The sequence below is a fragment of the Sphingomonas sp. genome (assembly GCF_048595155.1).
Classification (GTDB): domain Bacteria; phylum Pseudomonadota; class Alphaproteobacteria; order Sphingomonadales; family Sphingomonadaceae; genus Sphingomonas_I.
This window is the reverse complement of the sequence record NZ_JBMDXN010000074.1, coordinates 131877-153732: the sequence shown is the minus strand read 5'-3', so window position 1 is coordinate 153732 and position 21856 is coordinate 131877. Positions and strand designations below refer to the sequence as shown.

At 63.7% G+C, this 21856-nt stretch carries 27 protein-coding genes; 13 read left to right on the top strand and 14 right to left on the bottom strand.

The window, feature by feature from the left end; translation table 11 throughout:
* Positions 1-8 precede the first annotated feature (8 nt).
* The 9 genes from ACOJSI_RS12270 to ACOJSI_RS12230 form a co-directional block, all read right to left on the bottom strand.
* Positions 9-347: a hypothetical protein gene (locus ACOJSI_RS12270; RefSeq protein ID WP_420138573.1), complete on the bottom strand. Its 339-nt coding sequence runs from the start codon at positions 345-347 to the stop codon at positions 9-11.
* Between the two features lie 161 nt (positions 348-508).
* Positions 509-961, bottom strand: coding sequence for a transcription antitermination factor NusB (nusB, locus tag ACOJSI_RS12265; protein ID WP_420138622.1), 453 nt, complete (start codon positions 959-961; stop codon positions 509-511).
* The gene (gene hisD / locus ACOJSI_RS12260) at positions 961-2244 is read right to left on the bottom strand and encodes a histidinol dehydrogenase (protein WP_420138572.1); all 1284 of its coding nucleotides are present in this window, start codon (positions 2242-2244) and stop codon (positions 961-963) included. The genes nusB and hisD overlap by 1 nt, the downstream gene beginning before the upstream one ends.
* Positions 2245-2271: 27 nt before the next feature.
* Positions 2272-2937: an ATP phosphoribosyltransferase gene (gene hisG / locus ACOJSI_RS12255; RefSeq protein ID WP_420138571.1), complete on the bottom strand. Its 666-nt coding sequence runs from the start codon at positions 2935-2937 to the stop codon at positions 2272-2274.
* 79 nt (positions 2938-3016) lie between these two features.
* Positions 3017-3256 carry a hypothetical protein gene (locus ACOJSI_RS12250; protein ID WP_420138570.1) on the bottom strand — a complete coding sequence of 80 codons (240 nt, stop codon included), beginning with the start codon at positions 3254-3256 and terminating at the stop codon, positions 3017-3019.
* A 123-nt stretch (positions 3257-3379) separates the two neighbouring features.
* Positions 3380-4027: a hypothetical protein gene (locus ACOJSI_RS12245; protein ID WP_420138569.1), complete on the bottom strand. Its 648-nt coding sequence runs from the start codon at positions 4025-4027 to the stop codon at positions 3380-3382.
* A 24-nt stretch (positions 4028-4051) separates the two neighbouring features.
* Positions 4052-4357, bottom strand: a complete 306-nt coding sequence (locus tag ACOJSI_RS12240) for a hypothetical protein (RefSeq protein WP_420138568.1) — start codon at positions 4355-4357, stop codon at positions 4052-4054.
* A gap of 213 nt (positions 4358-4570) precedes the next feature.
* Positions 4571-5176 (bottom strand): DUF4328 domain-containing protein, encoded by a 606-nt coding sequence (locus ACOJSI_RS12235; protein ID WP_420138567.1) that lies wholly within the window; start codon positions 5174-5176, stop codon positions 4571-4573.
* A 61-nt stretch (positions 5177-5237) separates the two neighbouring features.
* Positions 5238-5867: a DUF4328 domain-containing protein gene (locus ACOJSI_RS12230; RefSeq protein ID WP_420138566.1), complete on the bottom strand. Its 630-nt coding sequence runs from the start codon at positions 5865-5867 to the stop codon at positions 5238-5240.
* Between the two features lie 233 nt (positions 5868-6100).
* Here ACOJSI_RS12230 and ACOJSI_RS12225 point away from each other — a divergent pair, with 233 nt between their 5' ends.
* Both ACOJSI_RS12225 and ACOJSI_RS12220 read left to right on the top strand, forming a co-directional pair.
* Entirely contained in the window at positions 6101-7117 is a 1017-nt protein-coding gene (locus ACOJSI_RS12225; RefSeq protein WP_420138565.1) for an alcohol dehydrogenase, read from the top strand.
* A 79-nt stretch (positions 7118-7196) separates the two neighbouring features.
* Positions 7197-7493, top strand: a complete 297-nt coding sequence (locus ACOJSI_RS12220; protein ID WP_420138564.1) for a hypothetical protein — start codon at positions 7197-7199, stop codon at positions 7491-7493.
* Positions 7494-7895: 402 nt separating this feature from the next.
* On the opposite strand, the gene ACOJSI_RS12215 is transcribed toward ACOJSI_RS12220, so the two are convergent.
* The 3 genes from ACOJSI_RS12215 to ACOJSI_RS12205 all read right to left on the bottom strand — a co-directional run bounded on the left by ACOJSI_RS12215 (position 7896) and on the right by ACOJSI_RS12205 (position 11116).
* On the bottom strand, positions 7896-8180 hold the full coding sequence (locus tag ACOJSI_RS12215) for a hypothetical protein (protein WP_420138563.1): 285 nt from the start codon (positions 8178-8180) through the stop codon (positions 7896-7898).
* Positions 8181-8302: 122 nt separating this feature from the next.
* A complete protein-coding gene (locus ACOJSI_RS12210) occupies positions 8303-9901 on the bottom strand; it encodes an FAD-dependent oxidoreductase (protein WP_420138562.1) in 1599 nt (532 codons plus the stop codon).
* A gap of 204 nt (positions 9902-10105) precedes the next feature.
* Positions 10106-11116 carry a cation diffusion facilitator family transporter gene (locus ACOJSI_RS12205; protein ID WP_420138561.1) on the bottom strand — a complete coding sequence of 337 codons (1011 nt, stop codon included), beginning with the start codon at positions 11114-11116 and terminating at the stop codon, positions 10106-10108.
* Between the two features lie 144 nt (positions 11117-11260).
* Here ACOJSI_RS12205 and ACOJSI_RS12200 point away from each other — a divergent pair, with 144 nt between their 5' ends.
* From ACOJSI_RS12200 to ACOJSI_RS12185, 4 genes are read left to right on the top strand one after another with little or no spacing between them, the layout of a single operon-like run.
* Positions 11261-12397: a 3-oxoacyl-[acyl-carrier-protein] synthase III C-terminal domain-containing protein gene (locus ACOJSI_RS12200; RefSeq protein ID WP_420138560.1), complete on the top strand. Its 1137-nt coding sequence runs from the start codon at positions 11261-11263 to the stop codon at positions 12395-12397.
* A complete protein-coding gene (locus tag ACOJSI_RS12195) occupies positions 12394-13056 on the top strand; it encodes an iron-containing redox enzyme family protein (RefSeq protein WP_420138559.1) in 663 nt (220 codons plus the stop codon). Before ACOJSI_RS12200 ends, ACOJSI_RS12195 begins: the two co-directional genes overlap by 4 nt.
* Positions 13049-13936, top strand: coding sequence for a DUF6999 family protein (locus ACOJSI_RS12190; protein ID WP_420138558.1), 888 nt, complete (start codon positions 13049-13051; stop codon positions 13934-13936). Before ACOJSI_RS12195 ends, ACOJSI_RS12190 begins: the two co-directional genes overlap by 8 nt.
* Positions 13933-14421, top strand: coding sequence for a lysozyme inhibitor LprI family protein (locus ACOJSI_RS12185; RefSeq protein WP_420138557.1), 489 nt, complete (start codon positions 13933-13935; stop codon positions 14419-14421). The genes ACOJSI_RS12190 and ACOJSI_RS12185 overlap by 4 nt, the downstream gene beginning before the upstream one ends.
* A gap of 7 nt (positions 14422-14428) precedes the next feature.
* Here the strand turns inward: ACOJSI_RS12185 and ACOJSI_RS12180 are convergent, their stop codons facing one another.
* Entirely contained in the window at positions 14429-14875 is a 447-nt protein-coding gene (locus tag ACOJSI_RS12180) for a hypothetical protein (RefSeq protein WP_420138556.1), read from the bottom strand.
* 92 nt (positions 14876-14967) lie between these two features.
* Between ACOJSI_RS12180 and ACOJSI_RS12175 the strand changes: the two genes are divergently transcribed.
* Positions 14968-15570, top strand: a complete 603-nt coding sequence (locus ACOJSI_RS12175) for a TetR/AcrR family transcriptional regulator (protein WP_420138555.1) — start codon at positions 14968-14970, stop codon at positions 15568-15570.
* 21 nt (positions 15571-15591) lie between these two features.
* On the opposite strand, the gene ACOJSI_RS12170 is transcribed toward ACOJSI_RS12175, so the two are convergent.
* A complete protein-coding gene (locus ACOJSI_RS12170) occupies positions 15592-17271 on the bottom strand; it encodes a DUF4153 domain-containing protein (RefSeq protein WP_420138554.1) in 1680 nt (559 codons plus the stop codon).
* A 119-nt stretch (positions 17272-17390) separates the two neighbouring features.
* Here ACOJSI_RS12170 and ACOJSI_RS12165 point away from each other — a divergent pair, with 119 nt between their 5' ends.
* From ACOJSI_RS12165 to ACOJSI_RS12140, 6 genes are all read left to right on the top strand, one after another.
* Positions 17391-17927, top strand: coding sequence for a hypothetical protein (locus ACOJSI_RS12165; RefSeq protein WP_420138553.1), 537 nt, complete (start codon positions 17391-17393; stop codon positions 17925-17927).
* Positions 17928-18264: 337 nt separating this feature from the next.
* Complete coding sequence (locus ACOJSI_RS12160; RefSeq protein ID WP_420138552.1) at positions 18265-19026, top strand: lysozyme inhibitor LprI family protein; 762 nt, start codon at positions 18265-18267, stop codon at positions 19024-19026.
* Positions 19027-19063: 37 nt separating this feature from the next.
* A complete protein-coding gene (locus ACOJSI_RS12155) occupies positions 19064-19477 on the top strand; it encodes a hypothetical protein (RefSeq protein ID WP_420138551.1) in 414 nt (137 codons plus the stop codon).
* Between the two features lie 121 nt (positions 19478-19598).
* On the top strand, positions 19599-19982 hold the full coding sequence (locus ACOJSI_RS12150) for a hypothetical protein (protein ID WP_420138550.1): 384 nt from the start codon (positions 19599-19601) through the stop codon (positions 19980-19982).
* Positions 19983-20044: 62 nt separating this feature from the next.
* Positions 20045-20587, top strand: a complete 543-nt coding sequence (locus tag ACOJSI_RS12145) for a DUF4189 domain-containing protein (protein WP_420138549.1) — start codon at positions 20045-20047, stop codon at positions 20585-20587.
* Positions 20588-20750: 163 nt separating this feature from the next.
* On the top strand, positions 20751-21839 hold the full coding sequence (locus ACOJSI_RS12140) for a DUF5694 domain-containing protein (RefSeq protein ID WP_420138548.1): 1089 nt from the start codon (positions 20751-20753) through the stop codon (positions 21837-21839).
* Positions 21840-21856: the final 17 nt, after the last annotated feature.

Here is a 21856-nt window from a genome sequence, read left to right as displayed (position 1 = left end):
AGACAGGATCAGCCGCTTAGGCGGTCGTCCCCGTTGCTGATCTTCGCCCTATAGCGATAGACGGCAGCCCAGGCGGCGGTAAGGCTGATGGGCGTCGCCATAATCGCCCCGATGAGAGATCCCGAAAGCGCTATGAAGGGTTCATCGCTTTTCGGATATTCGGCATGCTCGCGGTGAAAGAAACCCAAGGCCAGCACGAAAAAGCCCAAGGGAAGGATGAGGCCCGAGATAAGAATAGCAACCGCGCGGAGCTTGGCAGCAACCAGCCTGATCGTCACCGCCGTCAGCAAATAACTGCCGGCCGCGGCTGCCGCGAGCGCGCCGATCACCACGGCTAACTCAACCATTTCGTCCCACCGATTTGAGGCACGTGCTGCGTCAACGCTATAGCCCAGGGTGATATCACCTTCCAGTCGATGGCCGGTTGTGCTGGGCTCTGATCTTGGTGCACACGATTGAGCGATGCAAAAACGAGCCTACCCGAAGCTGATGCTCATCAAGGACGCTGTTACGCGCGGACGTCCTTGGCAACGGAATCGAGCAGGCCGTTGACGAAGCCAATTTCGCGCTTTTCGTAGAAGGCGTCGGCCACGTCGACATATTCGCTGATGATCGTCGCGGTCGGTACATCCGCGCGGGCGATCAGCTCATAGCCGCCGGCGCGCAAGATCGCGCGCATGGGCCGGTCTAGCCGCGCGAGGCTCCAGCCGGCGCTCAGGCGCTTGGTCAGGGCTGCGTCGATTTCGTCGCGGCGGGCATCGACGCCGCGCACCACATCGTCGAAGAAATCGACCTCGGCGTCGGTATATTCGACATCCTCGATCGTCGCGCCCAGGCGGTGCTGATGGAATTCATCCAGCAGCCTGGCCATCGGCGTGCCTTCCATCTCCTGCTGATACAGGGCCTGCACCGCAGCCAGCCGCGCCGCCGAACGGGAACGCGATCGTCCACCGGGCCGCATCACAGCCGGATCGCCACGGATGCGGCGTGGGCGGGCAGCCCCTCTGCCTGGGCAAGTGCGACGGCGGCCGGTCCGATGGCGGCCAGCCCGCGCCGATCGCAGGCGATGAAGCTCGTCCGCTTCATGAAATCGAGAACCGACAGGCCAGACGCGAAACGGGCGCGGCGACCGGTAGGAAGGACGTGATTGGGGCCTGCAACATAATCTCCCACAGCCTCGGGCGTGTAGCGGCCGAGGAATACCGATCCAGCGTGGCGGATCTTCGCGAACAAGTCTTCGGGGTCATCGACCGCAAGCTCGAGATGCTCGGGCGCGAGCCGATCAACCAGCGGCAGCGCCGCATCCAGCTTCGGTACCACAATGATGGCACCATTGTCGTCCCATGCGGTGGCGGCGGCGTCGCGCGTGCTCAGCCCGGCCAATTGCGCGGCGACCGCCCGTTCGACCGCGTCGGCAAAAACCGCGTCATCCGTGAACAGGATGGACTGGCTGGTCGGATCATGTTCCGCCTGGCTGAGCAGGTCCGCCGCGATCCAGGCGGGATCGTTCGCGCCATCGGCGACGACCACGATTTCCGAAGGCCCGGCGACCATATCGATGCCGACCACGCCGTATAATTGGCGCTTGGCCTCCGCCACCCAGGCATTGCCGGGCCCGACGATCACGTCGACCGGGCGGATACGATCGGTCCCATAGGCCAGGGCCGCAATCGCTTGGGCGCCGCCGACGCGCCAGATCTCATCGACCCCGGCGATCTCTGCTGCAGCGAGCACCAGCGGGTTGATCTCGCCATTCGGGGTCGGCGTGACCATCGTCACGCGTGCTACGCCTGCCACACGCGCCGGAATTGCATTCATCAGGACGGTAGAAGGATAGGCCGCACGGCCGCCCGGCACGTACAGGCCCGCCGCGTCGACCGCATTCCAGCGCGCGCCCAGCCGTACGCCGGCAGTGTCGGTCATGTCGCGGTCGGCGGGCTTCTGATCGCGATGATAGGCCGCGATCCGCTCTGCGGCGAGTTCCAGCGCCTGACGCAGCGCGGGATCGAGCGCGTCCAAGGCGGCGCGGCGTTCGGCCCGGCTGACATCCCAGCCGGTTACATCCAGATCATGCCCGTCGAAATCGCGTGTATAATCCCTAAGCGCGCCGTCCCGCGCCACCCGAACCGCGCGGATGATGGTGGTGACGTCGCGCGAGACGTCGCCATCCGCCTCCCGTCGTGCGTCGACAAGCGTCGCAAACGCCGCTTCGAAGCCGGTGTCGGCCGTATCGAGCCGGATCATGCGTCTGCTCCCGTACGACAGCGTAAGTCAGGCTGCACAGCGCATTCCCGCAGCATCGCGAAAGCCCTCGATCAGCGGCAGCACGTCCCGTGCGCGCGTCTTGAACGCGGCGCGATTGACGATCAGCCGGGCGCTGACTTCGGCAATCGTCTCCACCTCGACCAAGCCATTCTCTGCCAGTGTGCGGCCGGAGGAAACGAGATCGACGATACGGCTCGATAATCCCAGCACTGGGGCGATCTCCATCGCGCCGTTCAATTTGACGCATTCCGCCTGAACGCCCCGCGCCTCGAAGTGGCGGCGGGTGACGTTGGGATATTTCGTCGCAACGCGAACATGGCTCCAGTCGCGCGGATCGTCGCGCGCGGCCAGTTCGCGCGGCTCGGCGACGCTCAGACGGCAATGGCCGATGCCGAGATCAACAGGCGCGTAGAGCTCCGAATAATCGAATTCCATCAGCACGTCGGATCCGACGATGCCGAGCTGCGCGGCGCCATGTGCAACGAAGGTGGCGACGTCGAACGCGCGCACACGAATCAGGCCGATATCCGCGCGATTGGTCGCAAAGCGCAACGCGCGACTATCCTCATCCGCAAAGGCGAGTTCGGGCACGATCCCCGCGGCCGCAAATAGCGGCATTACTTCCTTCAGGATCCGCCCCTTGGGAACGGCGATGATGATTGGCTCAGCCATAGCGGCGCGGCTTTACGGTTCTCGGCGCAGCGGAGCAACCTGCGAGGGGCAGCTGGGCTGCTATCGCAGGCTGACGGGTTCAGCTGGCGCGGCGCGCCACGCGAAAGAGGATCGCACAATAGAGGATCGAGGCGAGAATGAGACCCCAGATGCTGATCCGCTGCTTGTCGGCGACGCATTGCCGCATCGCCTCGTCCGTGCCCGCGCAATGTCCGTGCAGGATGGTCGTAAGACCTAACAGCATCAACGCGGCGAGCCAGTAGACGGCAGATATGCCGATCAGCCTGGTCTTCATGTCCACCTGCTTGCGCTCTACCATATTCCTAGCCTGGATCGTTCAACTCCATCTGGTCAACAACATGGGCTACCTTTTGGGCCGCCCATGTTGTCGATTGGCTTGTTCTTGGCGGAACCGGCTGTTTTGCCAGCCGGTCCTCATCCGTCACAGGATCGATGGTTCGCGACGAGAGGCGGCGCGATCGCGCTCGATTTCCTCCGGGCTATACGGCGCGGCCGTTTCGTCGAAGCGGTTCCAGCCCGCCTGACGGTAGGCCGATCCCCGCGTTGCCGCGGTCACACCGCGGTTACCGTCCAGCACGGCTTCGGCCTGACCCACGAGATGGTCGTCAACCTTGGCGCTGACGAGGGTGCCACCGCGCCGAACGCCTTCGGAATAGACATTGGCCTCGTCTTCGCTGTGGCCCGCATTCTTCAGCGCACCGACCAGGCTGCCCGTCGCCGCACCCCCGACGCCGCCGATCGCCGCGCCGGCGGCGGTCGATGCCAGCCAGCCCGCTGCGACGATCGGGCCCAGCCCCGGAATGGCCAGCAAGCCGAGGCCCGCCAGCAGGCCGCCGACGCCACCCAGCACCGCACCGGTCGATGCGCCGCGACTGACGTCACCATGCTCGTTCACATCGGTCACGTCATGGTCGCCCTCCCGATGCGCGCCATCGCGGCCGTGAAGGCCGTGCGCATTGTTGGCGAGGATGCTGAGATTATCATGGGGGATGCCCAGCCGTTCCAGTTCGGTGACGGCGGTTTGGGCGTCCGCATAATCGTCGAACAGCCGCGTAATGGTGCGGGTCATAAGCCTTACTCCTGAATTCGGGGATTAGCGGGCGGTCACATTGCCCTTGTAGTCGAGCGTCACGACGACCGATTTGCCGTTGCGCGTGGCGCGGCCCTGCCAGCTGCCGGCATCCGTCTTGCGCAGCTCACCAATGTTGGTGAAGCCGGCCTTGGCGATGCGCCCGCGTGCCTGATCTTCGGTGAAGGAACTGCTCCCGCGTGCGGGCGCGGGGACGGTATGGACCCTGCTGTCCTTCACGATCGGATTGTGGGATCCGCGCTGATCATGCTGCGCCAGTGCGCCCGTACCGAGCGCGGCCGCGAGCGCCGCGGCGGTATAGATATTCATGGACGATCCTCTCTCCGGATCCATCACCGCAGCCGCGACAAATCGTCCCCAAAAGGCGAGGAAAGTCACCGCTAAATGCGGTTATGGTGTTGCGAATATTGGGTTAACCCTTGAGCGGCGGCTTAGGGTGCAAGCCCGCGAAATAAAGCTGCCGCTACGCGCTGTCGGTGAGGCAGTGCGCCTGCTTGCCCGGAGAGGAACTGACGATCCTCGCTATGCAAATACGCCTTGATTGCGAGTTGCGTCCTGGTTGGCAGCGATGTCGCGCATGAGCTGGATCAGGATGAACGACAGCGGCACTGCTACTACCCCCTGGAGAAGGTTTAACACAGCGCTTGGCCCTGCCATCCTGCTGGCAAGCTGACCCGATGCATTGCCGGCAAAAGAGAAGAACAGCCACAAGGCCCACCATGCCGTCAGGCGCCCGGGGGCTTCCTGCGACTGCCAATTGAGACCGAAACGGCTGGCCAGCCAGATCTCCTTCATCGCCTGGAACGGCTTGAACAGGTTGGCGACCGGAATAAAATACCATCCCACCGCCCAGCCGGCCTTGATCGTGAGATCCGGCGCGATCGTATGCGCATTGGCACTGGCCCGGTAGATCCACATCCCGATCACGATGAGGCATATCAACATGCAGAAGAAGCTCAGCAGGCCTACGATTTCGGGCAAGCCGACGGCCGTCTCATTGAGCGACGGCACGCGCATAACATTCTGTAAATAGTCGAGAATACCGTAGAGCAGCAACAATGGCATAAAGATCCACAGCGCAATTGTTGCGCCGCGGGTGAGACGGGACAGATCTCGAAAGACGTACATCGCTTCCCACCATGATCGTCGAGTTTATTCGTCGGCTCTCAAGCCGGTCGAGCAACGTGCGTCAAGCCGCGCCGGAAGCGTCCTGCTCCGCCGGCCGAAATGTTAGCGCCGCCCGGTCCTGCGCGCTTGCTACATTCCGAACGATATTGATCAGCAGCAGGCAGAGCGGCACGTTGAGCACGCCTTCGGTCAATCCCAGCTTCGCCGCCAGCGCCCAATTTCGGTCGGCCACATAGCCCGCCATGTTGTGCAGGCACAGCGTCACGACCCACAGGCCCCACCAGACCAGCAACCGCAGGGGCGCCGCATGGCCCTGCCAATTGCGCGGATCATGGCTGGCCAGCCAGATTTCCTTCATCGCGTCGAACGGCTTGAACAGGTGCGCGATGGGGATGAAGTACCAGCCGACCGCCCATCCGGGGCGGACCGTGAGGTTGCCCGCGAGGGCGTGCGCATTGGCACTGGCCCGATAGATCCAGCAGCCCATGACGATCACGGTCGCTATCGCCCAGATCAGCGGCAGCAGCATCAGCTGATCCATCCATGCCGTGGCGGTCGGCGCATCGTGCTGTCCGGCCGGACGCGAATGGTAGAATAGATAGGCGCCGACCCAGAGCTGAGGGACCATATGCACCCACAGCATGATCGTGGCCATCCGGGTGAGGCCGTCGATATTCCGAAACCGGTACATCGGCTCCCTTCTTGCTCGAGGTCATCCAATCCCCGGCAACCCTGCCGCAACCCGATCGGGAAGATCAAGCCGACAGGATCGGCATCGCTGATAGCGCTGGACGCCATTGGCGATGGACCGACACCCCCAGATCCCATGCTTGATGCCTGTCCGAAGCGGGCTCAACAGCGCCTCGATGTTTCAATTGTAATGTTGGCCGCTATCATCGCGCATCCCCTTCTGGAGACGATGCCATGGCGACGATGCGTGCGATGCAATTCCCCGAACCCAATGCACCGCTGCAATTGGTGGAGCGTAGCCTGCCCGAGCCTGGCCGGCGCGAGGCGCTGGTCACTGTGCAGGCCTGCGGTGTTTGCCACAGCGACACGGTCACCGGCCGCGGTCTGGTGCCTGGCCTCCAATATCCGCGCATCCCCGGGCATGAGGTGATCGGTACGATTGCCGCGCTCGGCGCAGATACCGATGGCTGGTCGGTCGGCGATCGCGTTGGCGTGGGCTGGTTTCCGGGCGCCTGCGGCCATTGCCCGCATTGCCGCCGTAGCCAGGCGTATGCCTGCGACAATGTGCATGGCGCGACCGGCGTTACCCGTGACGGCGGCTATGCCAGCCACATGCTGGCCGACATCTCAGCCTTGGCGCATATTCCAGCCTCGCTCGACTCGATCGAGGCGGCACCCCTTATGTGTGCGGGCGTGACGACCTTCAACGCGATCCGTAACTCCGGCGCGAAGGCGGGGGATCTGGTCGCCATCCACGGCGTCGGCGGCCTTGGTCATCTTGGCATTCAGTTCGCGGCGAAGCTCGGCTTCCGCACCGTTGCGGTCAACCGGGGTCGCGACAAGGAAGCATTGGCCCGTCAGCTCGGCGCGCATGACTATATCGACAGCACGGCCGGCGATCCCGCCCAGGCATTGCAGGCGCTGGGCGGCGCCAAGGCAATCATCGCCACCGTGACCAACGCCGATGCCATGCAGGCTATTGTCGGGGGCCTGGCAGCAGGCGGTACGATGATGTTGATCGGCGCGACCGGCCCGATCAGCATCAGCCCACTCGAACTCTTGTCCAAGAATGCAGGCGTGCGCGGCTGGTATTCGGGCGTCGCGGCCGATTCCGAAGATACGTTGGTTTTCAGCGAGCTTCATCAGATTAGCTCGATGAACGAAGTCTTCACGTTCGAGGAGGCGCAGGCCGCCTATGATCGCATGGTCAGCGGTGACGCCCGCTTCCGTGTCGTGCTCAAGATGGATTGACGTCGTTCCGAGCGGCGGCAATTCTGGCATGTGCCACCGGTAAGTTGCGTCTTGTTCACGTTCATCGACAGGGCATAATGTGACACGATCTGGCGCAACTTTTCCGGCGATCGTCAAGGTCTTCCCCTTGCTCGCCTCGATAGCGGCGCCCTTGATCGCTGCGCCGCGCCCGTCCTATTTTCCAGCGGTTGCCGCACGATCGGATCGACTTTGCTTCCATAGCTTGCTGGAGTTGCCGACCAAGGAAAGGTTGGACGTTCAGGCATTGAACGAGCGGGCCTCACCCTATCTGGCGGCCCTGCACGAGCCCCAACTCTTTCGGACAAGCCTGGCGCTCGCAGATCGGGCGCTGGTGCGCTCCGGTTCATTTTCCTGACAAGCCGCTACGAGAATATCGTGGTGCGCGTCGCTTGGAAGCGAAACCAGGCGGTGCGGCTGATCGGCGCCGTGCTTTGGGATGATGGCAGTAGGTTTACGATCCGGCATCGCGTCTATCGCACCCTCACGCGGGCCGAGGTCTCCGAGCTGCGGAATGTCCTTGTCCGAACGCGTGCACTGGATGCGGCGGGCCCCAACTGCGAACTGGGAATGGATGGCCAGACCTAGCTGTTCGAAAGCAGGAGCGATGCAGGATATAGGCTACTGGAGCGATGGAGCCCGCGACCGGGGCCGCATTATGACCTAGGCCGCGCGCTGGTGCGCCTTTCCGGCTTGCCGCACCGCGAGATCGAATAGCCTTGAAGCCGCGTCGTCACCGCCAAGTGCGTGACGCGATGGCTCATTCCGCCGGGTCAGGGAGCGGGGTGGTTCCATCCGAGCGCGCCACATGCAGCACCGCCACCTTGCAGCCATGCGCCCATGCCAGCCCCGCGGATTCCGCTGCGTCATAGGTCGGATACGGATCGCTCGCGATCAGGCTGACGGATTCGGCGATATCCTCGGCATCGGCAGGTGCCAGCAAATTGCCTTCCAGCGCAAAGGCGCCTCCCGGCAGTTCCTGGATGCGGATACAGTCGGCGTCGGCCGGAGCAGCGATTCCCACCGGCAGCTTCACGATCTCCATGGTCTTCCTCTCTGCCACGATCGGAAACAACAAAGGATGCGTGCTACCCGTTCCCATGGGCGGTATCGCGCCTTACGAGCTGATGACCCCTATCGGTGTCATGCCCGGTTGACCCGCATCGCTTAGGCCGCCTGAGGCTGACGCGCCCGGTCGCCCAGGATGTGATCGGCGGTGCGCATGGCCAGGGCCACGAGCGTCAGCGTCGGGTTGGCCCATCCGGAGGTGGGAAACAGCGAACTGCCGGCGATGTAGAGATTGGCCATGCCGTGGACGCGGCCGAAGCCGTCGGTGACGCCGGTCTTGGCGTCGGCCGACATGCGCGTGGTACCCATATGATGATAGCCGCCGATCGGATGGGTGCTGATCAGAGGATCGGTGACCCACTCGCGCGCCTTATGCTTCAGCCAGGGAGCGGCTTCGACGTCGCCCCATTGGAGCCGCGACAATTCCCGCCCGACCGCCGAGACGAGCCCGGACACGCTGTCGACATCGAGCGGGACGGTACGCCAGTCGAGTGCGACGCGCGGGACCCCAAGGGCGTCGGTTTCGCGGGATAGCACCACCCGGCTATCCGGATTGGGGGCCTGTTCGGCCCGCACGAACAGCGCGAGGTCCAATTGTCCGGTCTTGTGGAGCAGCCATGGGCGCACCGGATCCACCACTTTCTGCGCGGCATGGACGGTGCGTTTGACGCCCTTCCACAAGGCGCGGCCCACACGCGTCGGATCGGCGCGGTGCTTCGCATGAAGGTAGGCGCGCATCGCCCAGGCATGTCGACCTTCCGTTGGACGCGATGGCGCGATCGTGAGCGATGTGTTGAGCAAGCCTTCCTTGGACTGCAGCGCGGCGGAAGGCGCGATCAGCGCTGCGACGTTTCGCCCGGCGTGGCGCCGCTTTCCGAAAGCGGACAGCAGCTTCCAGGCGGCGCCATCCACCACCCGGCCGCCGCGCGCGTGGGGATGCTCCATGAAGAAGCGACCGACCAGATCATTGTCGTTGCCGATCCCCGCCGGGTGCACGCGTTGCGAGGCGAGCAGGATACGCGGATTCTCGATGCCGCCTGCTGCCAATATGTAGGTCTGGGCCTTCACCTGCAGCTGGTGGCCGCGCAGGCTGGCCACCGCGAGCCCCTCGACATGGCGCCCCGCCGTGCCGGAGACGATTTCGCGTACGGTGGCATGGGTGACGACGGTTGCGTGGGGATGCCGCGCGAGATCCTTGCTGCGCGCAAAGGAGAAACGATCGCCCTGATTGTCGAAGGACCAGATCGGGGTCACCAACTCGTCGTTGGAGAAAGCGGGAAGAACATCCCGCAGGTCGGCGGAAGTCGGCGGCTGCAATCCGAACGACGCCCAGGCTTGCCGGTAATAAGGCTGGAGCTCAGCGTGGGAGAATGGCCAGCCGGAATGCGGGACCCAGGGCCGTCGCTCGAAATCGATGGGATCCAGTTCGGCGCATCGTCCGCCCCAGATCGCGGTCGTCCCGCCGAAGAAGCGCAGCCGCGCATGATCCAGGTCGTAATAATCCTGGCCGACATTCTCGCCGACATTCAGATCGGCCGTGGCCTTTTCGTAATCCAGCCCCCCGCTTTCCAGCAGGACGACGGACAGGCCGCCATCGAGGAGCCGGCGCGCCATGGTCAGCCCCGCCGCGCCCGCGCCGATGATGGCCACATCGGCAGAAAGGCGCTCGGGCCCGCCAAGATCCAGGTCAATCAACATGCTAGTGGGTCAATCGCCGCATGCCGGTGGGCGGCAACTGCCGGCATGCCGTATCAGGAGCGCGCGCAACGCCGCCCGCCGGGACAGGCCCGGCCGCATCAACAAGGTTGCCCCGCGTCATGACCCACATACGCGTTGCGCTCAGGCTTTATTCCCTCGGCCCGATCAGATTTTACACGATGGGATGAAGGGGCCGGCGCGAGGCTATAGGATTGGGTCGTCCCGGCGGATCACGTCATCCTCTTCGTCCCGCTCGAGCGCGTCCACATCCTCGCCAATGCCCTGCAGCGCATCGCGATGGCGATCGCTGGACTGCGCCTCGATATAGACGCGGCGCACCTCGGCAAATTCCTGGCGAATTCCGTCCTCGACGTCGGAGACGATGCGTTCGACCGTTCCGGCCAGCGTGTCGTCGACGAAATCCGCCGACACGAGCACCAGCACCTCCGACGGACCGAAATGCATGGTGCGGACTTCGTTGACCTGCTCGATCGGCTTCACCCGGGCAAGGATTTCGCGAAGCCGGTCCTCAATGGCCGGATCGGCCGCCTGCCCTGTCATCAGCACGTAGCACCGCCGCGCCAAGCTCAGCGCCGTTATCGCCAGGATCACACCGATGATGATCGAGGTCCAGCCGTCGAGCACCGGCATGTCCAGCAGCACGGCCAGCCCGATTCCGATCAATGCCGCGAACAAGCCCGCAAGCGCGGCCGTCTCCTCGTAGACCACCGCAAACACCGTCGGATCGCGGTGGCGGCGCAGGGTATCGCGCATGGACAGACCGCGGCGCCGTGCTTCCTGGCGGACGTGGCGCAGCGCCACCGTCAACGACGACCCTTCCAGCAGGATCGCCACCAGCAGGATGACCACATTGACCCAGGCGCTGTGGATCGGCTCCGGATGCGCGACTTTCTCCGCGCCTTCGTAGATCGCCACGCCCGATCCCAAAGCGAATACCGCCATGGCAACGACGAAACCCCAGAAGTAGAGGCGCAAGCCATAGCCGAAAGGATGGGACGCATCCGCCGGCCGGCTGGCATCCTTCATGCCGAACAGCAGCAGCACCTGGTTGCCGGTATCGACCAGGCTGTGGATGCCCTCGGATGCCATGGCTGCGGATCCGGTGTAGGCGGCGCCGGCGAATTTCGCGATGGCAATCCCGGCGTTGGCGGCAAGCGCGGCAAATAGCGTGGCCTTAGAGGCATGTGCGGACATATCTGCCCCTATGGCCGCAATGGGATCGCCGCGCCAATCGCCAATTGGATGCGCTCCCGATACAAGCAGCCTCTATTGAACGTTGATCAATTCCTGCTATAGCGCCTGCGAGGTGCTGATCGCGCCGTGCCAAGGGAGCGATTGATGGAGGCCTATGTCACCGGCAGCGGGCAATGCCTGCCGGGCCCCCCCATTAGCAATGCGCAGATGGAAGCGCATATCGGCCATCTCTCGCCGCGTGCGCGACGCATGGGCCAGCTCATGCTCCGGCGCAACGGCATCCGCAGCCGCCATTATGCGATCGATGCCGAAGGGCGCAGCGACTGGACGGTCGCGAAGCTTGGGGCTGCGGCGATCGCGGATCTGCTGAGCCGCGCCAATCTGGATCCTGCCGCCATCGGCTTTCTCGCCACCGCGACGACGCAGAATGACCTGATGGTGCCCGGGCTTGCCAGCGGCGTGCAGGCGGAAAGCGGACTGCCGCCGTTGGAAGTTGCGAGCCTGCAGAGTGTCTGCGCCAGCTCGATGATGGCGATGAAATCGGCCGCCTTGCAAATTGCGGCGGGTGAACATCGCGCAGCGCTCGCGGTGGGGGCTGAATTTGCCAGCCGCTATTTTCGTTCCGGCCAGTATCGCGATACCGATACGTTGGCAGACGACATGACGCTGGCGAGCGACGCCGAATTCCTGCGTTGGACGCTGAGTGACGGCGCGGCGGCACTTCTGATCGAGGATCGGCCTTCGGCGCGCGGCCTCTCGCTCCGGATCGACTGGGTGTCCCAGCGCTCCTTCGCCGATCGGTTCGCGCCCTGCATGACCGGCGGGGCGATCCGCGGCGCTGACGGTTCGATCACGCCCTGGAGCATGGTGGGGGACATCCACGCGGCGGCCCGGGCCGGCGCCTTCCAATTGCGCCAGGATGTCGACGCGCTCCATCGCATGCTGCCGGTCTGGCTGGCGGAATTGATGCGGCTGATCGATGAAGGACGGGTGGTGCCCGAAGAGGTCGATTGGTTCCTCTGCCATTTTTCGGCGCATGCGCTGCGCGAGGAAATGACGCGGCTCGCCACGCGCGCCGGCTGTATGATCCCGGCCGAGCGCTGGTTCACCAACCTGTACGACAAAGGCAATGTCGGCGCGGCATCGCCTTTCTTGATGATCGACGATCTGTTGCGTTCCGCTGCGTTGACGCCAGGCCAGCGCGTCCTGTGTGCCGTGCCGGAAAGCGGACAATGCATCATGGCCTATGCCATGCTGACCGTCGTGGGAGAAAGGCGATGAGCGTCCATGTCGAAGCCGCCCATCGCGGATTGGCGCGTGTGTGGATCGATTTCGAAAGCGGTCTGGCGCAGGTGCCGATCATCGCCCGCTTGCTGTCCGGCCGATTGCGCATCGAGGATTATCGCAGCCTGTTGTTCAATCTGCGCCAGCAAGTGGTCGATGGGGGACGCTGGATCAGCCGCGCCGCGTCCAACCTGTCCCAGGAAGACTTGCGGTCGCTGTTCATCCGCCACGCCGCCGCGGAACATCGCGATTATCGCCTGCTGGAGGATAATTATGTCGCCGTCGGGGGCGACCGATCAACGATCCGTGGCGGGACCAAGAATATCGGATCGGAAGCCCTGTCGGCCTTCATGTTCCACGCCGCTTCGCAGAACGAGCCGGTTGGCCTGCTCGGCGCCATGTTCGTGATCGAAGGACTCGGCAACCGGCTGGCGGGCCCGTGGGCGGACGCCATCCGGACGCAGCTGAATCTCGCGGAAGATGCCGTCAGTTTTCTCGCTTATCATGGCGCGAATGACGAGGACCATCTTGCGATGTTCGATGACGCGCTGGCGCTGGCCGTGACGGATGCGGCGACGGCGTCCAGCATCGTGCGCCACGCCAAGGTCGTGGCACGATTATACCGGCTGCAGCTGGAGGAGCTGGACAATGTCTAAAGATCTCCGGCTGGAAGATTGGGATCGCAGCGATCCGGATCCGTGGCTGGCGCTGATGATGGATCGGTCGCTGCCGATCGACCCAGAGGCCAAACGCGCGTTGCTGCGCGACCAGCGTTCCCGCAGCCGCCAATTCCTGCTGCCGTTCGCGCGGCCGATCGCGCGGCTTTCGATTATCGGCGCGCAATTGCTGCACACGATCAGTCCCAATTGGCCGCATGCCCCTAAATTGCTCCACCGGACGATCGCCTATGGCATGCGGCATTTCCTGACGCCCGACGCCAATCGGCTGATCCTGCGGCATTTCCACCTCGGCTCGCAAATCCTGCGTTTCATTGCCGATAACGCCACTCCCGGATTTCAGCCCGAATTGTGGCCGATGCGCCCGCGCCGGATTGACGACGTTCGGGACGACCTGTTCCTGCGCCACGACCTCAACATCTACAATTTCCTGATCGCCTTGAACGCCGAACTGGATCGGCGCGGCGGATCGATCGGCCGGGTGGAGGCGCTTAATTTCTCGGCGATCGAGGACGAGATAGCGCTGGATCCGCTTCCTTCAGGCCGCTTCAACGTGATCGATCTGCAGACGGCGATCGAACTTTACACGCCGGCCTACGCCCTGCTGCTGACCGATCGCGATTTCTGGCGCGCCACCAATTCGCTTCAGCTGGACGAGACGATCGGTCTGTATGTTGCCCGCCTGACGGGGGAGGAAAAGCATTTGGCTTTGGTGGTCAATGGCCACCCCATGGTGCCGCACTCGACGCTGCGGGCAGGCTTTCGCCTGGTGCTGCATGGGCTGTCGACCGAATTGCTGCACGGCTTCCTGCGCGAGTTGAAAGCCAGGCATGCGCAACCGCCCGTCGCATCCGGATGAGATACGCCGCGCCGTCCCGCCCAGCAAGCCTGGGCAATCTTACCTTCCTTTCGGAGACGCAGATGATGAAGTTCCGCCTGGCTGCGACGATAGCCGCGATCGCAGCGGCCTTCCCGGCCGGCGCGCAGACCCGCGCGCAGGTGGATGCTGCTTATTCGCCGGCATTCGACAGCTGCATGAAATCCGGCGATGCGGCGCAGGGCGTGACAGCCGCCATGATGGATTGCCACGGCCAGGAGAACAGGCTTCAGGACGAGCGCCTCAATCGCGCATACCGCACGGCCATGGCCCCTTTGCAGCCAGCCCAGAAGACAGCCTTGCGCGCCTCGCAGCGCCTGTGGCTGGGCCAGCGCCGCAAACGGTGTCAGGACGCTGCCGATGCGGCGGGTGGCGGCTCGGCGTCAGGCCTGATCTACAGCAGCTGCTTCCTGGACGAGACGGTCAAGCGCAAGATCTGGCTGCAGCACTATCAGCCGAAAGGCTGATCGGTCATCAGGGCGCAGGCTTGTCCTCCATTGGCGCATAACCTTCCAGCGCATAGCCCTGCGTACTCGTGCCGCGCAGGTGCTTGCCGGCGCATTCATAGCGCCGCTGATCATAGCTGTACGTGGTGCGGATCTGATGGGCGTCGGGCACGGGTACGCGAAACTGCCATCCTTCCTCGACCGCATATTCGGCATGCGTTGCATCGATCGGGATCACGCCCTTCGTGGAGATCAGGGTCTGACGTTCGCCGCCGTTTGCGGCAATGGGTTTCGGGTCTGCCTTGGCGATATCCTGATGCCATATCGCCTCCAATGCTGCTCGGCAGGCAGCGAAGCTTGCCAGGTTGCGATCCTCGAGCGGGAGGGGCGGCATTTGTCCACTCGCGGTCGCGGCGGATGCAACGGATGTTGCAACCCCTATTGCCAGCAGTCCATTGCGGGTAAGGAACGCCACAAGCTCTCTCCTTCGTTGCAGGAGTAGCTTACGAGTGAGCGGCGTTCAATTGTTGAAATCGACGCGGTCCAAATTCCTGCTATGATATTGTAATGGGCAGAAGATCCGATCACTCCCGGCCGGAGATCGAGCGCATGCTGGTGGTCGAGGGCCACAAGCATCTCGCCGAGGTCGGCTTTGCGCGCTTTTCCGCGCGGGAGGTTGCGAAACGGATCGGCTATTCGATCGGTACTCTCTACAATGTGTTCGGCACCTATGACCGCTTTCTGGTGGCGCTGAACACGCGCACCTTCCAGCTATGGGCCAAGGATCTGCGCACCGCGTTGGATGCCTGCGAAGGCGATCGGATCCGCTGCCTGGTCGAAAGCTATTTCCGCTTTGCCCATGCCAATCGTAATCTGTGGCTCGCTATTTACGACCACCATCTGCCGGCCGACTTCGTCATGCCGGAAGAGCATGATTGGCTGCGCAGCGAACTGACGCACATCGTGGTTCATGAAGTGACCGCGGTGCTGCCCGAGGCGGTGAAGCCGGACGCGCCCACGCTTACCCGGTCGCTGCTCGCCTCCGTTCACGGCCATTGCGTGTTTGATCTGAGCGGCAGTTTCGCCTTGATGGGTCAGGAAGAGCCGGTTGAGATGGCACTGGCGCGCGTGCGCGACACGCTCGCGATGGCAGGCGCGGCGGAGGCCTAAGCGTCCGCCGACGCGAGCGCCTTATTCAAACGGATCTCCGACCGGCTTGCCACCGACGAAAACCTGACGGCGTGGAACGGTGCGAATTTCGACGTCGCCGCGACCGACAGCATCCTTGGCCGGCCCGGTGAGGCTGGCATTTGCCGGCTCTTCGGCGCGCCATTCCTTGCCGTGCGCACGCCAGCGTTGCACGCGCTGGCCACTAAGGATCACCGCCTCGTCCCCGTCCGGCTGTAGCAGCACAACGCACGTGTCGTAGCTGAAACAGGCGTCATAATCGGGCAGATGCGCCTGGAGGTCCGTCGGCACTTTGGTACCGCGCGGCAGTACGACCAGGTTCTTGAGGTCGACCCGGCGCGGCTCGGCAAAAGAGACCCAGCGCTCCTTTTTTTGAAGAGCGGCCTTTGCCGCATCGCGGATGGCGGGGGTGGAGCCGTGCTGGGCCAGATTCTGCAGGATCGCCACGCCGGCGGGACCATAGTCGAACCGCATCGCCTTCCAGTCAAAATCTTCCACCGTCACGACACCGCGTGCCAGGCGGCCCGCCTGATCGTTTGCCGACAGCCGTCCGAAGGCCGCCAGCGGCGTCGAGAGCAATAGCGCCAGCGTACAGACCCCAAGCGCGAGCCGCACATTCGCGTCGCGTAGGCCGGCTGCCAATCCGGCCCGCCGTCGTACCAACACCACCGCATAGGCCAGGGCATAGGCGCAGGCGAGCGCGGTGAAGGTCAGCGCCCAGAGCCGGTCCGGGGTGAGCCCATGCTGATGGATCCGCAGGCCGGTCGACACGGCGGCGATCAGGCCGAGCGGCAGCATCGCGCCGCTCAGGATCATCACGCTCACCCGCAGGACCATAGGGCGGGGATCATGTTCCGGCACGTCGCCGATCACCGCATTGGCGAGGATCAACGCGCCGGCGATGCAGGAGAGCAGGATCGGTGTGGTCGCGCGGGTTGCCTGCCACAATGGGGCGAGGCCGGTGAAGGGCAGAGCGACCAGAAACAGGAGCAGACCGGTCGCCAAGACAGGTGCCAATACCGCCAGGATGGTCATGACGACACGCTGCAAGAGGCTCATCATCGCGACACGATCGCGCAGCAAACCGATACCGGCGCCAAATGCTGCCCCCGTCAATGCCCAGATCACTGGGTCGCGGCCAAGCAGCTTGCGCAGGAAGCCCAGGCCGATCAGGCCGAACAACTCGCCCAACAGCAAGGCAAGTGCCCATACGACGGCCACGAAAAGCCAGCCACCAAACCAGAGCACTACGCCGGTCCAGGCATGGCGATGGACATCGGCATAGGGCCAGCGTGGCGAGCCACCATGCCAGCTTTGAAACAGGGGAATGGCGATGCCCGCGGCTAGCACGGCACACAGCATCCGCCAGGGGTCGGACGAATAAAGCGGCGTGGCGGGGATGTTCCACCAGACGATCAGCGCCAGGATCGCGCCAACGAGCGCGGCAAAGCAAAGCGAGCGGGCGATCGCCTGCCGTTGCACCACGAAGGCTGCGACCAGCCCTGTGACGGCGAGGAAGGTCGCGATCGCATAATAGGCGTCGCGCATGGCGCCGGCCGGCCCGGCTCGATCCAGCAGGAACTGGATGGTCAAGCCGATCACCCCGCCTGCAAGGCACAGCGCCCAGCTGCGCTGGGGCCATTCTTCGCCGCGATCCAAATCGCTTGGCGATATTTCGGTCATCGTCTCTCTCCACTCGAGCCAGCAGAGTAACAATAAATTGAACGCCGTCTATATTTTTATTGAACAGTGGATGGGTGGGTGATAGCGGCGTTGCAGCGACACGATCGAACGGCGGGAGAATGAAGATGGTGCGTTTTGCCTGGATGGCGCTTGCCACCATGCTGCTGGCCACTCATGCTGCGGCCGAGGTGCATGGCGAGGACCACCCGCTCCTGCCGCGCTATGACGGTGCCGAGATCAAGGACTATCGCGCCCCTTCGCTTGATGAGGTGACGATCCCGGTCGCCCGCATTGGCGATGCCGACGCCACCACCGGCGTCCGTCGCATGGAAGGGACTGTCACGCATATCGATTATGCCGTCACGCCTGCGACGGCGACGCTGCAGATCGGCCGTTACTATGAGACGCTTCTGCAAAGCGCGGGCTTCCGCTTCGTCTTCACTTGTGCCGGCGAACAGGCGTGCGGCGGCGACATGGGCAAGCTCATCTTCAATTCGGGCAAGGTTGCGCCGACCGGATTTGCCGATGGCCTATTCGGCGATCGTATGCGGGTGATCGTTGCACAACGCGGCGCCACCTGGGTGCTGCTGCACATCTACGAAGGTCCTGACCGTTCGACCATCTACGAAGTCGTGGTGGACGGCGCGACGGGGTGATCTGCGGATCGCGCAACACATTCCATGATCGGTGGGGAGATCAAAGGGTGATGTCCTTTCGCATGCTGACCATGACATCGCAGCCTGCCTGGGCCACGGTGGCCTACCCCCCTATCGGCTGGATCGAGGGCGCCATCGCCACGCTGCGCACCCAGGCGACCAAAAGCTATGCGCGGCCGGATATCCGTAACGGGACGCTGGTGGACCTCGATGGACGGCCATCGAGCGTCTCGACGGAGCCGTCGCGTGCTTGGTTCCAAGTCGCTTGCGATGTTGGCGGGGCGAACTGCGCTGGCCCGCACTTGCTAGCTCATGGCGTACGGACTCATTGATCGCGATGCCTGTTCCGCTGATATCGCTCCTCCTCGCGCTGGCCTCTGCAACGCCGGAAGGCAGCAAGGCGGCGGGGTCGTTTGATCGCTGCCTGAAGCAAGCCTCCTCCATGCTGGAAGATGCTGCCTGTTATTCGACGGAACAGGAACGGCTGGAGAAAGAGCAGCAATTGCTTCTCCAGGGTCTTGCCGCGCGCCTGCGTCGGCCTGGCCTTGCCGTCACCGATTATCCTCCCGCGATAAAGTTGCTGGCCAGGGCGCAGGCGGCCTGGACCGACTATCGCGATGCCGATTGCGAGGTCATGGACCATGTGTTCGGCGCGGGAAATGCGGCGGGGTTGGCGGGCGCCACGTGCGTGATCGACCATGACACCAACCGCAATGCCGAGTTGCGGGCTCTGCTCCAGAAGGATCATGGCGAGGGTTGTCCACGCAATCCGCATGCATCCCACCCTGAGACGGTGGATTGCTTTCAGCAGGAGCGCGAACGGCTGGAGGTCGAGCAGGGAATCCTGCTGGAGCGCGTGACATCGCGTCTGAAGCAGCCGGGGCCACCCTCTACGGATTATGCAGCGGCCGCCGCCGCAATGGCACGGGCGCAGGTGGCGTGGACGACATATTTCGCCGCGGAGTGCGCCATCGACGATCACCTGCAGGTTCGGGTTGGATCCCCAGCGTCAAGCTTCGCGCGCTGTGTCGTTGACCGCTACCGCACCCGTAATGCCGTACTGCGTGCTTGGCTGGAGGATTATATCTCCGGTGCCTAAGCGATCCAGGCGACCTCTTCCTCACGCTGTAGGACTGTTGATCGCCACCGGCGTCAGCGCGTTCTTTCTCTCGTCCCCATCGATCGCGGTCGCATCGACGGAGAAGGCGCCGACGCCTGCGGACCTCGCGTCCTTGCAGCGGCAAGCCTTCAAGGCCGCGGCGGTGCAGGCGATGCGGGTGAATCGCTTGTCCAATATCGGCCGGCTATGTCACTTGTTATCACCAGAGCAGGATGCCGCCATTCGCCGCCATGCCCAAGCGATGGTGGATGATGAGCGTTCGCTGCTTGCGCCTGAGGATCGCGGGTTTGCGGAAGCCTATAGCGAAGGCTTGCAGGATGGCGCCTTCCGCGCGGCCGACCTGTTCGACCAAATCGGCGAGGAGAATTGCCGCCGCTTCGCCGCACCGGATGGGCCGTTGGAGAAGATCAAAACCTGGCAAGGGCGATAAGCGCCAGCTGGCCTCACCCTAAAAGCGTGATCGGAGTCCGATTGCATATTGAACATCGATCATTTTAGGGCTAATGCCAAACTGCGGCGTCGGGGAACGTCGTTCAGAAAAGGATCGTATCGTGCGCGTATCCGCTATCCTGCTGCCTCCATTCCTGCTCATCGCATCGGCAACCCACGCCGCGACACCGGCAGACCCGCAGTCGACCAATGCCGCGGCCGGGCCCAAAGTGCATGCCTCCAAATCGAAGGACGTCACCGATTGCGGAAAGACGTCTGGCGGGATCCGTTCTGTAGCTGGCCTGGCGGGCGGCGCATTGCTGGGTAACAAGGCCGCGCGGACACCAATGGGAATTTATGGCGGCGCTGCGGCCGGTAATGCGATCGGCGATGCGCTGGATCGTCAGGATCGCTGCGGCCCGAAGGCGACCATAGAGAACAATGCCGCCGACGGCGATGCGCCGAAAAAGAAGAAGATCAGTCTCAGGGGGATTCTGGGCCACTGATCGTCCTTCGTCGCGCAGCGGCGCGGCGGACAGGATCTTCCATTGATGATGGGGACTTTGTCGTGAAATCCAGAGCCATCCTGATCCCGATCCTTCTGTCTCTTCTGGTTGCGGCAGCGTGGATGTTCGGAACGCGATCAGCCTTTGCGCAGCAGCAGACGGTGTTCATCTGCAACGGGGTGGCCCAGGGCAGCCCCAATTGCGCGCCCCCTACGCCAGTATTGAAGCATTACATCCACGTGGATCGATCCTTTGGCGCGCTTGCCTATGATGAGGCCAAAGCCTTCTGGTACGGCAGCTATCAATATCCCTCGAAATCGTCGGCGCAGAAGGGCGTCATCGAAAATTGCGAGGCGAATGGCGGCACGGCGTGCAAGCTGATGCTATCCTATACCAACCAATGCGCGGCGGTGGCGCGAGCGGTCGATCACGGCGTGGCGATCAAGGGCAAGGATACGGTCAATACGGGCAGCACCCAGGAAGAGGCCGAGGCCAATGCCAGGAATTCCTGTGTCTCGGATTGGGGTGTCAAAGGTTGCGCGGTGGAATTGTCCAACTGCAGCCACCATAGTGTCACCCGCTGGAGCCAATGGGTTTACGAGTGACGGGGAAACAGCGATCACGCGTGGTTGACGCCGAGATTGAGCTGCCGTCCTAAAAACATGGGCTGATCTTCGCCCGGCGAAGCAACTTATACACTTTACCAGTGGCCAGCCCAATCCAGCTGTCGTACCGTATTATATCGGTGTGACAGCTGGGGAGTGACGGATGCGTGTCGTGCTAGCGCTAGGCGCGTGTTTCCTGATGATGGGCTCGCCCCTATCGGGTCGGGATTATCATCCACGCTTTCGACCGGAGGCGCTGAAAGGCCCGCCTGCCGGACCGGCCAACCAGGTGCTGGTACTAGGATCGACACACCTCTCTGCCGCGCCGTCTTCCTTCGCACCATCGATGCTCGAGCCGCTGCTCGTTCGACTGGCGGCGTGGCGCCCGACGGCGATCGCGACGGAGGATCTGTCCGGCCTGCAATGCGATGCTCTCCGCCGCTACCCATCCCGCTATGCTCAGACGGTCGAGGATTATTGCCCGGATGTCACGCGCGCTGGACTGGCAACCGGCCTGGACGTGCCTGCCGCCAATGCCGAGGCGGAGCGTCTCCTCGCCGCGTGGCCGGCAGCGCCCCTCGCTGGCGACCGCAGGCATCTCGCCGCCATCTTTCTCGCGGCGGGCGAACGCAATTCGGCGCTCGTCCAGTGGCTGCGGCTGCCCGCTGTCGAGCGCGGCGCCGGTGACGGCCTGACCGAAGAACTGGTCGCGATGCTGATCAAGCTCGCGACACGCCGTAACGAATCGTCGCTGATCGGCGCGACACTGGCCGCTCGGCTCGGATTGGAGCGCGTGTGGAGCGTGGACGATCATTCGGCCGACACGCCCGACAGCCCGGATCCCACCGAGCATAAGGCGGCCACCGACGCGATGACACGCATGTGGGACAATCCTGTCACCCGTGCCCGGCAGGTGGAGGATGCGCGGCTGGACGCCGGGCTGCAAAAGCCGGACGGGATTTTGACGATGTACCGCGCCATCAACCGGCCAGGCATCCCGATGATCGCCTACCGATCGGATTTCGGAGCGGCTCTCACGGAGCGCTCGTCGCAACACTTTGGCCGCCAATATCTCGGCTTCTGGGAGACCCGCAACCTACGCATGGTCGCGAACATACGCGACGTGCTGGGCCGCTATCCGGGCACGCGGATGCTCGCGATCGTCGGTGCGTCGCACAAAGGCTATTACGAAGCCTACCTCGACCAGATGCACGACGTGCGGCTGGTCGATCCCCTCACCGTCCTGAAATAATTGGACGGACGGCTGGC

What these genes read in the sequence shown, in the direction of transcription:
- ACOJSI_RS12270 (WP_420138573.1), bottom strand. Translation starts at nt 347, where the DNA reads ATGGTTGAGTTAGCCGTGGTGATCGGCGCGCTCGCGGCAGCCGCGGCC.
- nusB (WP_420138622.1), bottom strand. Translation starts at nt 961, where the DNA reads ATGCGGCCCGGTGGACGATCGCGTTCCCGTTCGGCGGCGCGGCTGGCT.
- hisD (WP_420138572.1), bottom strand. Translation starts at nt 2,244, where the DNA reads ATGATCCGGCTCGATACGGCCGACACCGGCTTCGAAGCGGCGTTTGCG.
- hisG (WP_420138571.1), bottom strand. Translation starts at nt 2,937, where the DNA reads ATGGCTGAGCCAATCATCATCGCCGTTCCCAAGGGGCGGATCCTGAAG.
- ACOJSI_RS12250 (WP_420138570.1), bottom strand. Translation starts at nt 3,256, where the DNA reads ATGGTAGAGCGCAAGCAGGTGGACATGAAGACCAGGCTGATCGGCATA.
- ACOJSI_RS12245 (WP_420138569.1), bottom strand. Translation starts at nt 4,027, where the DNA reads ATGACCCGCACCATTACGCGGCTGTTCGACGATTATGCGGACGCCCAA.
- ACOJSI_RS12240 (WP_420138568.1), bottom strand. Translation starts at nt 4,357, where the DNA reads ATGAATATCTATACCGCCGCGGCGCTCGCGGCCGCGCTCGGTACGGGC.
- ACOJSI_RS12235 (WP_420138567.1), bottom strand. Translation starts at nt 5,176, where the DNA reads ATGTACGTCTTTCGAGATCTGTCCCGTCTCACCCGCGGCGCAACAATT.
- ACOJSI_RS12230 (WP_420138566.1), bottom strand. Translation starts at nt 5,867, where the DNA reads ATGTACCGGTTTCGGAATATCGACGGCCTCACCCGGATGGCCACGATC.
- ACOJSI_RS12225 (WP_420138565.1), top strand. Translation starts at nt 6,101, where the DNA reads ATGGCGACGATGCGTGCGATGCAATTCCCCGAACCCAATGCACCGCTG.
- ACOJSI_RS12215 (WP_420138563.1), bottom strand. Translation starts at nt 8,180, where the DNA reads ATGGAGATCGTGAAGCTGCCGGTGGGAATCGCTGCTCCGGCCGACGCC.
- ACOJSI_RS12210 (WP_420138562.1), bottom strand. Translation starts at nt 9,901, where the DNA reads ATGTTGATTGACCTGGATCTTGGCGGGCCCGAGCGCCTTTCTGCCGAT.
- ACOJSI_RS12205 (WP_420138561.1), bottom strand. Translation starts at nt 11,116, where the DNA reads ATGTCCGCACATGCCTCTAAGGCCACGCTATTTGCCGCGCTTGCCGCC.
- ACOJSI_RS12200 (WP_420138560.1), top strand. Translation starts at nt 11,261, where the DNA reads ATGGAGGCCTATGTCACCGGCAGCGGGCAATGCCTGCCGGGCCCCCCC.
- ACOJSI_RS12195 (WP_420138559.1), top strand. Translation starts at nt 12,394, where the DNA reads ATGAGCGTCCATGTCGAAGCCGCCCATCGCGGATTGGCGCGTGTGTGG.
- ACOJSI_RS12190 (WP_420138558.1), top strand. Translation starts at nt 13,049, where the DNA reads ATGTCTAAAGATCTCCGGCTGGAAGATTGGGATCGCAGCGATCCGGAT.
- ACOJSI_RS12185 (WP_420138557.1), top strand. Translation starts at nt 13,933, where the DNA reads ATGAGATACGCCGCGCCGTCCCGCCCAGCAAGCCTGGGCAATCTTACC.
- ACOJSI_RS12175 (WP_420138555.1), top strand. Translation starts at nt 14,968, where the DNA reads ATGGGCAGAAGATCCGATCACTCCCGGCCGGAGATCGAGCGCATGCTG.
- ACOJSI_RS12170 (WP_420138554.1), bottom strand. Translation starts at nt 17,271, where the DNA reads ATGACCGAAATATCGCCAAGCGATTTGGATCGCGGCGAAGAATGGCCC.
- ACOJSI_RS12165 (WP_420138553.1), top strand. Translation starts at nt 17,391, where the DNA reads ATGAAGATGGTGCGTTTTGCCTGGATGGCGCTTGCCACCATGCTGCTG.
- ACOJSI_RS12160 (WP_420138552.1), top strand. Translation starts at nt 18,265, where the DNA reads ATGCCTGTTCCGCTGATATCGCTCCTCCTCGCGCTGGCCTCTGCAACG.
- ACOJSI_RS12140 (WP_420138548.1), top strand. Translation starts at nt 20,751, where the DNA reads ATGCGTGTCGTGCTAGCGCTAGGCGCGTGTTTCCTGATGATGGGCTCG.